The sequence below is a fragment of the Coprococcus eutactus genome (genome assembly GCF_025149915.1).
GTDB lineage: Bacteria > Bacillota > Clostridia > Lachnospirales > Lachnospiraceae > Coprococcus > Coprococcus eutactus.
In genome coordinates, this window is record NZ_CP102278.1 from 2823657 (window position 1) to 2838143 (window position 14487).

Annotated in this window: 12 protein-coding genes; 2 read left to right on the top strand and 10 right to left on the bottom strand. The window is 43.8% G+C overall.

Features of this window, described 5'->3' with window-relative positions; all coding sequences use genetic code 11:
• Positions 1 to 170: 170 nt before the first annotated feature.
• The 5 genes from NQ536_RS12565 to NQ536_RS12585 form a co-directional block, all read right to left on the bottom strand.
• Entirely contained in the window at positions 171 to 1922 is a 1752-nt protein-coding gene (locus NQ536_RS12565; RefSeq protein WP_004850679.1) for a 1-deoxy-D-xylulose-5-phosphate synthase, read from the bottom strand.
• Between the two features lie 20 nt (positions 1923 to 1942).
• Positions 1943 to 2347 carry a MerR family transcriptional regulator gene (locus NQ536_RS12570; protein WP_004850681.1) on the bottom strand — a complete coding sequence of 135 codons (405 nt, stop codon included), beginning with the start codon at positions 2345 to 2347 and terminating at the stop codon, positions 1943 to 1945.
• 231 nt (positions 2348 to 2578) lie between these two features.
• The gene (locus tag NQ536_RS12575) at positions 2579 to 2833 is read right to left on the bottom strand and encodes a helix-turn-helix domain-containing protein (RefSeq protein WP_004850685.1); all 255 of its coding nucleotides are present in this window, start codon (positions 2831 to 2833) and stop codon (positions 2579 to 2581) included.
• 605 nt (positions 2834 to 3438) lie between these two features.
• A complete protein-coding gene (locus tag NQ536_RS12580; RefSeq protein ID WP_022215784.1) occupies positions 3439 to 3846 on the bottom strand; it encodes a DUF4186 domain-containing protein in 408 nt (135 codons plus the stop codon).
• Between the two features lie 50 nt (positions 3847 to 3896).
• Positions 3897 to 4280 carry a VOC family protein gene (locus tag NQ536_RS12585; RefSeq protein ID WP_004850693.1) on the bottom strand — a complete coding sequence of 128 codons (384 nt, stop codon included), beginning with the start codon at positions 4278 to 4280 and terminating at the stop codon, positions 3897 to 3899.
• A gap of 260 nt (positions 4281 to 4540) precedes the next feature.
• Here NQ536_RS12585 and NQ536_RS12590 point away from each other — a divergent pair, with 260 nt between their 5' ends.
• Positions 4541 to 5836, top strand: a complete 1296-nt coding sequence (locus tag NQ536_RS12590) for a serpin family protein (protein WP_004850695.1) — start codon at positions 4541 to 4543, stop codon at positions 5834 to 5836.
• Positions 5837 to 6015: 179 nt separating this feature from the next.
• Here NQ536_RS12590 and NQ536_RS12595 read toward each other — a convergent pair whose 3' ends face one another.
• From NQ536_RS12595 to NQ536_RS12615, 5 genes are all read right to left on the bottom strand, one after another.
• A complete protein-coding gene (locus NQ536_RS12595) occupies positions 6016 to 6516 on the bottom strand; it encodes a signal peptidase I (protein ID WP_049937722.1) in 501 nt (166 codons plus the stop codon).
• A 138-nt stretch (positions 6517 to 6654) separates the two neighbouring features.
• The gene (locus NQ536_RS12600) at positions 6655 to 8994 is read right to left on the bottom strand and encodes an ATP-binding protein (protein WP_004850699.1); all 2340 of its coding nucleotides are present in this window, start codon (positions 8992 to 8994) and stop codon (positions 6655 to 6657) included.
• A 19-nt stretch (positions 8995 to 9013) separates the two neighbouring features.
• A complete protein-coding gene (locus NQ536_RS12605) occupies positions 9014 to 10915 on the bottom strand; it encodes an HD domain-containing phosphohydrolase (RefSeq protein WP_022058232.1) in 1902 nt (633 codons plus the stop codon).
• Between the two features lie 97 nt (positions 10916 to 11012).
• Positions 11013 to 11321 (bottom strand): helix-turn-helix domain-containing protein, encoded by a 309-nt coding sequence (locus NQ536_RS12610; protein WP_004850703.1) that lies wholly within the window; start codon positions 11319 to 11321, stop codon positions 11013 to 11015.
• 235 nt (positions 11322 to 11556) lie between these two features.
• Positions 11557 to 13737 (bottom strand): sensor histidine kinase, encoded by a 2181-nt coding sequence (locus NQ536_RS12615; protein ID WP_004850705.1) that lies wholly within the window; start codon positions 13735 to 13737, stop codon positions 11557 to 11559.
• A 282-nt stretch (positions 13738 to 14019) separates the two neighbouring features.
• Between NQ536_RS12615 and NQ536_RS12620 the strand changes: the two genes are divergently transcribed.
• Positions 14020 to 14406 carry a PH domain-containing protein gene (locus NQ536_RS12620; RefSeq protein ID WP_004850708.1) on the top strand — a complete coding sequence of 129 codons (387 nt, stop codon included), beginning with the start codon at positions 14020 to 14022 and terminating at the stop codon, positions 14404 to 14406.
• The last annotated feature ends 81 nt before the right edge of the window (positions 14407 to 14487 follow it).

Sequence of the window (14487 nt, forward strand, 5' to 3'; positions counted from 1 at the left end):
CATTCTGACAGAACTTGGCATCATATCATGATCAGACACTCGAATAAAATACCCCATATAATTTCTGGAAATAAAAAATTTCAGAATTATATGGGACATTTTATGTCTGTTCTATATTTCTACTAATAAATTATTCACACAAACATATATATCATAGATAATCATACACTTTACAAAAGTCCCTTAACGTCCTCCGCGATCATCTCTGCATCAAGACGATTATCCTTAAGAACCTCTTCGACATCGTACCTGTCAAGGAATTCCTTCTTAAGACCATAATTCAGCACCTTCATATCTGAATCGCCATAGAATCTTGCAATCTTCTCACCGAATCCGCCGTCCAGTATACCATCCTCGATGGTGACGACAACTGAGTGGTCTGCCTTGAGGCTTTCAAGAAGTTCCTCATCGAGACCTGTGATATAGTAAGGATTGATGACAGTGGCATCTATACCAAGCTCGCTCTTCATCTCGTCTGCTGCAGCATTTGCCAGACTGTAGAAGGTTCCAAGGCCGAGTAGGGCAACCTTACTTCCCTTCTGTGTCACCTCATATTTATTCAGATCTCCAAAGTTCTTCGTCACAGGGCTTCCACTTACCATTGCACCGCCTGGGAGCTTGATGGCCACAGGATGCTCATTCTGCTCTATGCTCCAGTCAAGCATAGCAATATACTCTTCCTTTGTTGTCGGAGCAAGATATACAAGATTCGGGATATTTGAAAGCATAGGGATATCCTGAAATCCCAGATGTGTCACATCATTCATTCCATATACAGATCCTGCAAATGTCACTATAGTGGCTGCATTGTTGTTGATACAGAGATCCTGAGATATCTGGTCAAATGTTCTCTGCACAAATGAGCTGTACACACCGAACACTGGTTTTCCGCCGCCTGCTGCAATTCCCGACGCAAGTGCCACCGCTGTCTCCTCTGCGATTCCCACGTCGACAAACTGCTTTCCGGCCTCACGTCTCTTATCCTCTGTAAATCCTATAACTGTCGGTGTTCCCGCTGTGATGGCAACGACCTTTGGATCCTTCTTCATCTTGTCAAGCAGGTAATCACAGGACACGCTTGAGTAGTCCTCCTCGTCACCTTCAAATAACGATCTTCCTGTCTCTATGTCAAATGGTCCGCTGTAGTGCCACTGCTCCTTGTGCTCCTCAGCTGGGGCATAACCCTTTCCCTTGAGGGTTCTGATGTGGACCACAACAGGCTTCTTTGAATCTTTTACCTTCTGGAATGTGTCTATGAGGGCTGCCACATCATTGCCTTCATGCACGTAATAATAATCAAGTCCCACGGCGCGGAACAGATTGCACTCTGCTGTTCCATTAGTGTCTCTGAGTAATCTGAGATTTGTATAGAGTCCTCCGTGGTTCTCGGCTATGGACATATCGTTGTCATTTACAACTATGATGAGGTTGCCATCCAGCTCTTTAGCGTAATCAAGTCCTTCAAGGGCCTCTCCTCCTGACAGGGAGCCATCACCTATCACCGCTATCACATTGCCCTCTGCGCCCTGAAGGTCCCTTGCCTTTGCAAGACCTGCAGCCAGACTGATGGATGTTGAGGTATGTCCAACCGTGAAGAAGTCGTGCTCGCTCTCATGCGGGTTGCTGTAACCAGTCACATCATCATAGTGCTCCTCATAGAGGTATGCATCCTTTCTTCCTGTGAGCATCTTATGAGGATAGCTCTGGTGGGACACGTCATACACAATCTTATCCTTTGGTGATTCAAATACATAGTGAAGTGCTATGGTTGCCTCCACCATACCAAAGTTCGGTCCAAAATGTCCGCCGTGCTTGCTGGCTCTGATGAGAAGTGCATGTCTCATCTCGTCTGCAAGTGTTCTCATCTCGTCTACTGTCAGTTTCTTTACATCCTGTGGTCCATTAATATTTTCAATATACATTTTTATTTATCCTCCTGTTTTTACATGGTGCATTCGCCATCGGTAATTTTCCCGTCCCATACAAGCTTGCCGGTCTTCACGGCCTCCTCATATTTGGATATCTTGTAATGTAATCTATCCATGGTGGCTTCGATCTGTTTTCTCTGCTCCTCAAGCTTCTCATACTGCTCCTTAAGGAGATCCAGCCTCGCGCCAAATGTAGCATCTCCCATCTGGAACAGTTTTACATATTCAATAAGCGCCTCTATCGGAACACCAGCATTTCTCATACATACAGTGTGTTCAACCCAATCGACATCCTTTTCCTGATAATCCCTGTTGCCACTGGCATTTCTCGCTACAGGAGGGATAAGCCCGACCCTCTCGTAATACCTGAGCGTATCAGCGGTGATATCAAACTTTTCACTTACCTCTTTGATAGTCATATTGCCACCACTTTCCTAATTTCAAGAAAACCTTTCTATTTATAGCTATATGCACTCACACAATACCTATATGTTACATTGAATATATCACTTGGAGTTCACTCTAAGTCAACCCCCAATTTTCACCCCTTATGGGGACGGAGGTGCCTGCCCCCATACAGAATATAAAAGAGGCGGGCAACGTAGTTAACGCTGTCCGCCTTTATATACATAAATATGTAAATTTTTATGCTACGCACTGATTCCAACTGTCGAGCAGATGTTTACTGCAATGATATCATCCACTGTTACACCAAAGATGGTGGCCAGAATGATCAGGTTATCTACGGTTGGCATAGCCATACCTTTCTGCCACTTGTATATCGCATTTGGAGTGGCAAATCCAAATATATCCTGCAGATCCTTTACAGAAAGACCTGCATTCTGTCTAAGCTTCACAATATTTCTGCCTGTTCCTGTCATGTCAATTGTTGGTACATTACACATAATACTTCCCTCCTAAAATTCTCATCTCATCTGCATTGCTACAATTGTGGACCGCGCAGAGCGCATCCCCTGGCGCTCCTAACGATCTGACACATACAATCTCTGCCATGTCTCTCCCTTTCTTTTATCTCTTAGTTCTGGCAGATTTCTTCTTCACAAAGACGAGTTCAAAAACACAAAAACGCCCATCTACATGAATACTTATATAATACTCACATAGATGGACGTTTTTTTGTACATCATGATTCCAATCTATAAATGCTGATAGATCTGGCTGATCTCAGTCTATCGAAACCTATTTGATCTGTTATGTATTTGCTCAGATCATTCAGGTCAGCATATTTGTATGATCATGTTCCGTACGCTCTCGCCCTGTACCATATGAGTACATATGTTCACGCAGCTTATCATCTGTATGTAAAGTATTCCCTGCCACATCACTATTAAACTCTCGGGTTATGTATTTAGCGAAAACTATACTTAACATGATTCTTTCCTTTCCTGACTACCCTTCCGGGTTCCTTTTCCTTAGTCATTTCTTATTGGTGTGTCCTGATTTTCTTCTTTTATTTGACCACCTAAACTGTACTCTACCACAAATATAATTATTTGTCATTACACCGCTGGTATAAAATTATTTTATCCCCGGCTGCTTCTAGCTCCCTCTCTATCCAGGTCATGATAACATCCACCAAATACTCCTGCTGTCTTGGACCAAGCTCCACTCCCGGGGCAAATGTATGCCACTTACGTATGCATTCCCGGCAGCATGTAGCCGTCGCATGCTGTGCCACAAATACCGGATGTCCCCGCATGGGAGTCTGCTTTCCGTCATTTGGTATGAATGCCGGAGCTTCCCTCTGCGCAATGAAATCCCGTGCATGCTGTCTTATGGTATCCAGCCCCTTTTCATGTATATAGTCGATATCTTTCTGTGTCAAATGAAATCCACTGCGGAATTTCGACCTTCCCAGACGCTCAAAAAGCCGGGCGTACCATTCTTCCTTTGTCAACCCTATCATCTCCATGTAATTCTATAACAGAAAGTCTCTACAACTCTTCATCATTTCTCACAGAAAAATTCTATCTCCTCGCCAAGCGGTCCATGACAGAACGCGATCCTTGCTGGAAACCTTGGATCCGACTGGATCTCTATGTCCTTTGGCTCTATAAACACCTCATATCCTGCCTTTCTCACTGCCGAAACACAGGCATCCACATCCTCTGTGGCAAATGCAAAATGTCTTATATTTCCCTGCGGAAGCGGTGACTCACCATCATCAAACACCTCGATGATGCCATCTCCGGTGTCAAACATGATCCCGCCATCCCATTTTCTCGCAACTGAAAGTCCCAATATATCACCATAAAACTCTGCTACATTCTTATACTCTTCGCTGCAGCAGCACTTAAGTGCCACATGATGTATTCCTTTTATAAGCGCCATCGTATTGCCTCCTTATGAAAACTGATTCTAAAAGCTGATTGAACCTTTATGATTAATATATATATCTAATCCGTGCATTTTCCAAGTTCATTGTTCACTATCTCACGAATCTCATATAAAAACCTCTCATATAAAAATTTGTTGAAAAAGTCCACAAAAAAGCTCTTGCTACTCGTATATATATTGAAAGTTAACGATATACCAGTTACAATAAATCATCGGGACGATACGATGGGCTTTACAATAAGGAGGTTTCAACTATGAAAAAACGAATAACAGCATTACTACTCAGCGCCTGTATATGTGCAGGTCTTGCCGGCTGCGGCACAAATACACCGGGGAATAATCCTGGTCACACAAAACCTGATTCGTCGGTCACTTCACTCACTGACAACATCTCTGTGACTCCGGTCAAAACGGATATAACATCATTTGACCAGCTAAAGAACGGAATCAATGAATTCTCTATGAATATGTATTCTGCACTTCCAGCTGACAAGAACATATTTTACTCGCCTTACAGCATTGCAAGTGCACTGTCCATGCTGGATGTAGGTGCAGACGGCGCAACAAAAAAAGAGCTCGAAAATGCTCTCGGCATAACAGACCTTGATGAGTGGAATGATGAGATGAAGGCATATCTGTCAAAGGACTGGTCACAGAATACATTTGTCAACACAGCAAATTCAGTATGGATGAACAAGGATACATCCTGGTCAGCTGACATAGAAAAGGATTTCCTTACACCTGCCAAAGATTACTACTCAGGTGAGGTGTATGAAGCAGACTTCAACGGTCAGCCGGACAAAGTTGTACAGAATGTCAACAATTGGGTCAGCACAAACACTAACAAGATGATCCCTGAAATCTTAAAGGAGATTCCTGGTGGAACCGTGATGATGCTCATAAACGCAGTTTATTTCGAGGGGAAATGGGATACTCCTTTTACCGAGGATAAAACTTTTCAGAGCAGCTTCTACGGAACCGACAAGGAAAGCGTTGTTGATATGATGCATCTCTACGGTGAGCACTTCACATACATGGACAACGGTGAGATCAAAGGAATCACTCTTCCATACGACGGCGACAATGTTGTCATGAAGGTGTTCATGCCAACCGCCGATGACGGAGACATAAATGAACTCTTTGACAAACTAAGCAACGAAGAAAAACAGAAGCTCATCGACTCTCTGGATAATGCCAACAACGTAGAGATCGATACACTCCAGCTCCCAAAATTCACAGATGAGCAGAGCATTGACGGTCTCGATGAAATTCTTCAGAACATGGGAATAAGATCTGCATATTCAGACAGCGCAGACTTCTCCAAGATTGCCGACGGAATCGCAGTCTCATCTGTAAATCACAGGGCAAAGGTTATCGTGGATGAGAACGGAACCAAGGCCGCAGCAGAGACAGACATCATGGTCAAGGAAACAGCAATGATGCCAAGTGAAGAAACATATAACTTTATTGTGGACAAGCCATTTGTGTATGTGATTGAAGATCAGAGCACTGGCATGATCCTGTTCATGGGCAGGGTAAACTCACTGTAATTTTTGATTATCGACACATACCAGAACTTGCTTCAGCAGCTTTTACCCGCAAGAAATGGAACATTTTCACTTTTTGCACTGTTTTTCAGAATTGGAGTACAAAATTTTCACTTTTCTTTGCGAATATCAAAAAAGCACACAAGGTCTCAAAATCTTGTGTGCTTTTTTCTATAGACCCACTATTCCGACTTTCTCTCTGAATTCTCATTGGATTCTGTCGTGTCACCTGTTTCTCTGAGATTCTTCTCCCGTATATACTGGATCACCTCTTTTACGGCTGCTTCCTCCTCATCCTTTGCTATCTTTCTTGCATATGATACAGTCTTTACGAGGTTGGCTATGAGTATAATGGCAAGCGGAACAAGAATTATGGGTACAAATATAAGTGGGTTGGACACAAGCCTCACTATCTTGCCAAGTATGAGTGATGACCACACCACTTTGCCAAGCAGATCTCTTGAGTCCACATCGTAACGATCCACCACATTATTGACATCACCCTTTGTAATATACCTGTAATTATTACCATCCGTCTCTATCGAGACAACTCTATGTGTATTTACCGCACCTGAAAGAGCAGGATCCGAGGAATAAAATGATATCACATCATTCTCCTTTATGGCTGATGGATCTGTCTGCTTAACGATTGTCTGGTCTCCCCCATTTTTCAAATAATACAATATTGTATATCATAATGACGTATTATTATATGGGAAAATGTCAAGTATTCATGTATTAGTAATCTGTTTTTGTGCATATTGCAATATTGCATATGTGCACTATGTTCTACATTCTATCGGCTTTTTAAAACATCGAGCCTACTGAGCGGTTGTCACACGGCACCAGTCAAGTACAGCCGAGTAAGAAGCCATCACACTCTCATGCATCTTGCAGATCATATCCACATCAAGTTCTTTAACCGCATTCTCCAGCTTCTGCGCCTCATCGCCCAGCTCCATGGCTCCGATCGTTCTGGATGTGCTTTTTACCGTATGTATCAGTATCCTGTAGCTATCCCAATCTTTTTCATCATAAGCCTTCTGTATCTCTGTGCGCTTGTCGTCAGCTGCATACATTGATATGATTTCTTTCAAAAAGTCTTCACTGCCCCCGCAGTATGTAAGGCCTTTCTCGTGGTCAATGTGAACTTCTTTACAAGATATGTCTGAATCCTGTTTTGGAAACCCATCTCGAGTCATATTTTCACATTTTTCTACCGCGCAAGTCTCTTCCATAGCTTTATTCTGTTTTCCCATAACATCTGTTTTTTCGTCTACGGTTCCGGCACCCATTGTTTGGCTTTCCCGAGCTTCATCACATACCGTCGGATCTACCAGCTTATCCTCAGGTATATATCTCATCAGGATATCTTCCAGCACCTCCGGCTGCACCGGCTTGCTGATATAATCCTTAAATCCTTCCGCCAGATACATCTCTCTTGCACCCATGACAGCATTTGCAGTCATGACTATATATGTACTCTTGCCACACAGGCTGTCGCGCATGAGCATAGCACGGTGAAATGTCTCCATGCCATCCATCTCAGGCATCATGTGATCCATAAGGATGATATCATACCTGTACTTTTTTATAAGCTCCAGACACTCGGCACCGCTGGCACAGGTCGAAACCTTCATACGTGTAGGCTTAAGCATCATCTTGATAACTTTCAGGTTCATGACATTGTCATCCACAACAAGAACCCTGACATCCGGGGCACACAATTTGCTCTTATACGTCTTTCTCTCCTTCATATACTGTCTGTGCCTGTCCTTAAAATCGCCTATTCTCTCATCGGACAGACGTTCCTGGCTGATTTTTACCACAAATGTAGTTCCATATCCATACTTACTATGGCAGGTTATACTTCCACCCATCATTTCCACGAGGTGATATGTGATGGCCAGCCCAAGTCCTGTCCCCTCTATAGATCGGTTATTCGACAGATCAAGCCGCTCAAAATCTTTGAAAAGTCTCTCCTGATCTTCCTCTTTTATTCCGATTCCAGTATCACGAACAGCCATGACCAGTTCCACATTATGGGGATCTGCACCATGATTCTCCATATGGACGGTCACTCTGATCGAACCTTTCTTCGTATACTTCACAGCATTTCCAATAAGATTTATCAGGATCCGGCATATTCTGGCGGAATCGCCTTTCAGATCATTGTACAAAGTCTCCTGAACCTCGGCATCAAGCTCCAGATTCTTCTGTCTTGCTCTGGACTCCATAACAGACAACACATTGCTGAGCAGCTGGCTGAAATGATATTCCTCATTGACTATCTCCATCCTGCCCGATTCTATCTTGGAGAAATCCAGCACATCCCTAACCAGATCTACCAGGACATCACTTGAGCTCTGTATATCCCTTGCACATTTCATGGTTTGTTCCTCGTGTGTCTCCCTCATTATTATCTCATTCATCCCCACTATGGTATTTAGCGGAGTCCTGATCTCATGGGACATATGCGCAAGGAACTCGGATTTGGCATGGTTCGCCACATCAGCATCATCCTTCGCTCTGGTAAGCTCCTCATTTATCTGCTCTATCTCCTCTAGTTTACACTTGTATACGTCATTCTGGAATCTCACTATGGATCCGATAACTATGCCGAATATTATAAGGCTCTGGAGCATGTCTACATACACACTTCTCTCATTTGCCAATGGGATCACCAGTTCTGGGTATTTATACGAGACTATGTAACATGCAAGCACCATTATGATCTGGACGGCCAGCATGACATAGCAAAACATGCCATCTATCAGAAGGAATGAGAATATCATGCCTAAGCCAAACCAGAAACCCATACCGCTGTACGCTCCGCCCGAGGTGAAGAACATCATCGGGAATGCCATCAAAGTTATAACAAAAACGATCACTATAGCACTCTGTCTCACCATCTTTTTTGCATTTGCAAGGTAAATGCATATGCCGAGCACAGCCAACGCGGTCAATATGGCAACATCTTGTATAAGTGGAGTTTTGATGATCAGGCTCGCTATAAAGCTGATGATCCCGCCAACGGTGCCTCCACCTGTAATTATATTAAATAGAAGCAGCTGCATATCCGTATCATTGTTGAGCATCTTCTTCCAAGGTACAGCCTTTGAACTTTTTTTATCTGATTTCTCATTTACTATCTTCCCCAAAGTGTCCCCCCATCTGTATTTAACCGATAACTCCGTACAAGGTCTCGAGGAAAACTATTGGAAGGAACGGCTTCGTAATATAATCCTCAACCCCCATCTGTCTCGCTCTCTCTATCAGCTTATAATCCTTATAAGCTGTTACGAATATGACCGGTACGTCTGTGATCTTTCGTATCTCTTCCAGCGTCTGGAATCCATCCATGTCTGGCATCTCGATATCGAGCAATACCAGGTCTATCTGCTGATTTCCCACTATGTCTATGGCCTGCTTTCCGCTCTCAGCCGCAATGACCTTGTAGAGAGGCTCGTTTTTGCAGATATTCTCTATAAGTCTGATATTTATCTTCTCGTCATCTACAACGAGGATATTGCTGACCATCTTCTCGACCTGTCTCATGTGGTAGTCTTCATCCTCATCAATCATACTGAGCATGACTTCTGCAATGTCCGGATCAAACTGACTGCCCTTGCCCTTCTCCATCTCATCGCGCACTATCTTCTGTGGCAGGGCGTATCTGTAGCTTCGGTTGGATGTCATGGCATCATAGCTGTCCGCCACCGCTATGATCCTTGCACACCTTGGTATATTTTCTCCCTTCAGCCCACTTGGATATCCTGTTCCATCGTACCTCTCGTGGTGATACTTTGCGCCCACCGCCAGTTCCGGAAATGCATTTATATTCTTGAGAATATGGTATCCATTTACACAGTGTAGCTTTATCATGGAGAATTCTTCATCCGTAAGTCTTCCCGGCTTGTTGATTATGTTGTCAGGAATACGTATCTTGCCCATATCATGAAGCAGTGCTATCTGATATATCTCGTCCTGCTCCCTGATTGTTCCGCCCATCCGCTTCACCAGCTCACGACTGTATCTGGCAACACGCACGGAGTGGCCTTTTGTGTATTTGTCCTTTGCATCTATCGTCTTGGCAAATGCCTGCATGACCATATTATTCAGGTCTGTGAGTTCGTTATTTGTCTCATCGAGCTTGCTCATGATTGCATCCGTACTATTCTTGGATCTGGTACAGAAGAACACTATAATTATATATAAAACTATTCCAACGCCTATATCGTAGCCTATCAGGTTTCTTATTCCGTGGTACAGCTTCTCATTTGTGATGACCATGACCACATACCATTCATCAACTATGGAACAGCTGAAAACCGTCACCTTCTTGTCATCAACAACCGCTTGAAATGGTTCGCCGTCATTGTCCGTTATGCCCTTCATGAGTACAGACATTTCACCCTGAGTATAGTCCTGTCCTACATCTTTCTTGTCTGAATGGGTTATCACCAAGCCTGACTTGTCGCAGACGAATGCATATCCCTGACCATTTAATTTGATTTTTTCCGTCTCAGCCTGTATTTGATCCAGAGTTACATCCAGAGATATTACGCTCACACCATCATAGAGTAACTGGCTGACTGACATCAGAATATCACCTGTCTGCGCATCGATGTACGGCTGGCCCAGGGTTGGCTGGCCGTCTGCCGCCACTGCTGCTTTGTACCATGCCCGCTCCCGAGGAACATAATCATCGTTGGGAACCCAGTCTGTGCCATCAAGGTATTCGCCGTTTATAAAGCCATATACACCTGTGAACGCCGCATCTATATCCTGGAGATAATAATCCGATTCATTCGTGAGAAAGTTCAGTATATCCTGCCCCGACTGGCCTTCTCTCATCATATGCTCCACAGTGATCTTCGTAACTTCCACCGCATCCACGGCTCGATTCAGATACGAATTCATATATTCCTGCTCCTGCTTAACAGTCTCTGCCGCCAAAGCCAGAGTATCATTCACTGACTTCCTATAAAATGTCATGATCGTACATAACGACAGTACCACAATCGCAACAAAACTCACTATCAGCGTCAGTATATACTGCCTCTTGCTTACATTCTTCATACCGAATTCCCCCATTTCACGTACATTATTCCGGTCCCAGATCAGCTCAAATCTATACTTACACATAAATATAATTGTAACACACTACCACCATTAATCAAATATTTAATGGGGACGGTGGTACCTGTCCCCTCCGTCCCCGGAGACGAAAGTGCAAAAAAACAACCTCCTGGCGGTTTCCCACCAGAAGGTCGTCAATTCCTACCCCGAAGAGGCAGGCCATTGCGTACATGTTGTCGAATGTCGGCAGGCATTCGCCTCGCTGCCATTTGTAGATCGACACGGGTTCGTTGAATCCCAAGAACATCTGCAATGTCTTTACTGTGATCCCTTTCTTCTCTCTCACTTCCTTGATCCTCCTGCCTGTAGCCTGAAGATCAATAACTGGAAATTCCATCTGTGCCATAATTATACCTCCCTGTTAAATATGAAATTTAAATGTGCTATAAACTAGGTTCCACCAATTTTTCCAACCTAATATGCCTATAGCAGGGTATGATATGTAAATATGTTTTGCTAATATAAATATTTCTTCGGTCAGAATGCCGTCGAAATCTTTCATGACACCTTTATTGAGTTTTAAAAGGAATCTTCATCTAATATAACACATATAAACTACTAGTTAAAAGTAAACCTGTAGTTTAATTTTTAATTTCTTTGCCAACTTCCAATACATCTCCGAGTACAGTGAATATGCGTTCCAAATCCACAGGCTTTACGACGTGTCCATTCATCCCTGCAGAAAATGCCTTCTTCTTGTCCTCGTCAAATGCATTTGCAGTCATGGCAATGACTGGGATCTTCGCCCGGGCATCTCCCAGGCCCCTGATTATCTCTGTCGCCTGATATCCATCCATGTTTGGCATCTGTATATCCATAAGCACTGCAATATAATAATCGGAAGGTCTGCTTCTAAGCATCTCAATACACTGGACTCCATCAACCGCACGATCAACCAGAATCCCCCTTTCTCCAAGTAGTGTAACCGCAAGTTCGGCGTTGAGATCATTGTCCTCCGCCATCAGAATCCTCATGCCGCAAAGCCTGTCCGCTATGTTCTCCCAGCTCTGATCCATGCTCGTGAGCACTTCGGTGTTGGTTGCCACCGCAAACGTCAGCACGATTGTTGTGGTAGTTCCAACTCCCACTTTACTCTGCACATCTATGCTGCCTCCCATCATATCTACAAGCGACTTCACGATTGGAAGTCCAAGTCCTGTACCCTCCACTCTCGTCTCTGTGCTTGTTCTCTCTCTGGTAAACTCTTCAAATATGTGAGGCAGATACTCTTCGCTCATGCCGATTCCCGTGTCCGCTACCGTAAATCTGTACGATGCACTGCCCTGATCTCCCTTAGATATTTGTTCAACCCTCACCGATATGTTGCCTCCATCCGGAGTGTACTTCACCGAGTTTCCAATTATATTGAGTAAAATCTCACGAACCTTCGTCTCATCATAACTTACAAACTCTTCAGTAACCTTGACAAGATAATCGCAGGACAGCTTTTTCCTGCTGATCTCCGGTTCAAATACCGCCTTGATAGACTCTGTGAGTTCCCGCAGATTTCCCACTTCTTCATTCAGTTCCGCTTCTCCGCTCTCTATCCTTGCCATCTCCAACACCTGATTGATGATCGACAACAGAACAGATCCCGATGCACTTATCTTGGATGTATATTCATTCACCTTATCCTTATCATCCGCATGATCCTTGAGCAGCTGTGCAAATCCTATGATGGCATTCATCGGGGTTCTTATATCGTGACTCATATTGAACAGAAACCTGGTTTTTGCTTCATTTGCAAGTCTGGCATTCTCCGCTGTCTTCTCTATTTCTGCCATATATGACTGTTCTTTCCTGTGTCTTATGGCGAACTGCCAGTACACCAACCCTATGAGCAATGCAACGACTAAGCAAAGTACATTTCCGAGCAGCAGCTGGTTCCCGGATACCCAGCCTTTTACCGGAACAATATCAAAATACCATGTATCATTTGGAACATCACAGTCTACCTCGATGTCATTCTTCAGCGATTCATCCTGGCAGCTGGCTATCATCGTCCTCTGCCCCTCTTCGTCCAGCTTCCTCCACACCTGATAGTGATAGCCGGCATCCTCCAGCTTCGATATCTCTGTCTCATCTATAAATCTGTCCCAATTCACAATAAGAATGGCAAATCCCCAGAATTCCTTGTCCTTCTGATCACCTGTCACATATATCGGATCAAACAGCAGCGCTCCCACGCCGCCCTGCGCAAGTTCGAACGGCCCCGCAATGGTATAATTGCCGCTTTCCCTGGCCAGCCTTGCTTCCCTGCTTCTTCTAGGATTGTTCAGCATATCAAGTCCAATCGCAGCCTCATTTCCTGCCATCGGGTACACCATATTCACAACCCCATCCTTTGCCAGTTCCACTGCACCAATGACATCATCATCATCCAACAGAAAACCGCCCAGTCTGTTAAATTCTTCTTCTTTTATATCATATCCCGACTCTATCATACTCTTTAACATATCAGTCTTGGACAGATACTTGTCTATCTGCGAACCTAGACGCCTTATGGTAGACTCTGCTGTATAAGTCGCCTTGAGTTTCTCCTGATTCTCCGTGTTCAGGAGCTGAAGATGTACTACAGCGTTAACCACTATAAACGTCAGTACAGCTACCAAAAAAGTCCGCACCTTTATATTCGAATGGAACGAATGTTTTTTTTGTGTTTTTTTATTTTCTTTTGTGTTCTCTGCCTTTTTATCTTTTGAGCTGCCATGTGCACTCATATCAGAATCTGCCTGCGCATGTATACGTTGTGTCTTATCCATTCTATGTCCTCATGATCTTATAATTTGTATTATATCAAACGTTCACTTGTGCCAATTATATCACCTGCAAGCGCCCACACACAACAAAAGGATTAGTTGCCTCCAGTATATACTCTGGCTGTGTCCATCGAGAAAACTGCTCTACAACAATCCAGTTGAATGCTTTTCTGTTAACTGCATACTGCTTACCACCCTATAAACTCTGCCGTGCACAACACACATTTGGTTTACAAATGCGCCAAGCCGTGATAACATCAAAAAAAATATCAGGGAGGGTTACGTATGCCAAATATCGTATGGAAAGACAGAAAACGGACTTTATTCGGACTGCCTTGGTCATTCACCAAATACAGCCTGTCCGATGACAGACTATTTATAAGCACCGGATTCTTAAGCACCAAGGAGGATGAAGTCCGCCTCTACAGGATCATGGATATCTCACTTAAGCGTACACTCGGTCAGAGAATCTTCGGTCTCGGAACCATCAAGTGCTGTTCAGCAGACAAGACGCTCGGAGATTTTGAGATTAAGAACATCAAGAAGTCCAAGGATGTTAAAGAGCTTTTATCCGAGATGGTTGAAAATGAAAGAAATCGCAAGAAAGTCACAAGCCGCGAATTCATTGACCATGAAGATAGCGAATTCGATGACGGACACGACGACATGTAAATAAAAACAACTCACAAAAGCCGGGTATCCCTATTTTATAGAGATATCCGGCTTTTCTTCTGGCCCTTATTCTGATTACTT

What these genes read in the sequence shown, in the direction of transcription:
- NQ536_RS12565 (WP_004850679.1), bottom strand. Translation starts at nt 1,922, where the DNA reads ATGTATATTGAAAATATTAATGGACCACAGGATGTAAAGAAACTGACA.
- NQ536_RS12570 (WP_004850681.1), bottom strand. Translation starts at nt 2,347, where the DNA reads ATGACTATCAAAGAGGTAAGTGAAAAGTTTGATATCACCGCTGATACG.
- NQ536_RS12575 (WP_004850685.1), bottom strand. Translation starts at nt 2,833, where the DNA reads ATGTGTAATGTACCAACAATTGACATGACAGGAACAGGCAGAAATATT.
- NQ536_RS12585 (WP_004850693.1), bottom strand. Translation starts at nt 4,280, where the DNA reads ATGGCGCTTATAAAAGGAATACATCATGTGGCACTTAAGTGCTGCTGC.
- NQ536_RS12590 (WP_004850695.1), top strand. Translation starts at nt 4,541, where the DNA reads ATGAAAAAACGAATAACAGCATTACTACTCAGCGCCTGTATATGTGCA.
- NQ536_RS12605 (WP_022058232.1), bottom strand. Translation starts at nt 10,915, where the DNA reads ATGAAGAATGTAAGCAAGAGGCAGTATATACTGACGCTGATAGTGAGT.
- NQ536_RS12610 (WP_004850703.1), bottom strand. Translation starts at nt 11,321, where the DNA reads ATGGCACAGATGGAATTTCCAGTTATTGATCTTCAGGCTACAGGCAGG.
- NQ536_RS12615 (WP_004850705.1), bottom strand. Translation starts at nt 13,737, where the DNA reads ATGGATAAGACACAACGTATACATGCGCAGGCAGATTCTGATATGAGT.
- NQ536_RS12620 (WP_004850708.1), top strand. Translation starts at nt 14,020, where the DNA reads ATGCCAAATATCGTATGGAAAGACAGAAAACGGACTTTATTCGGACTG.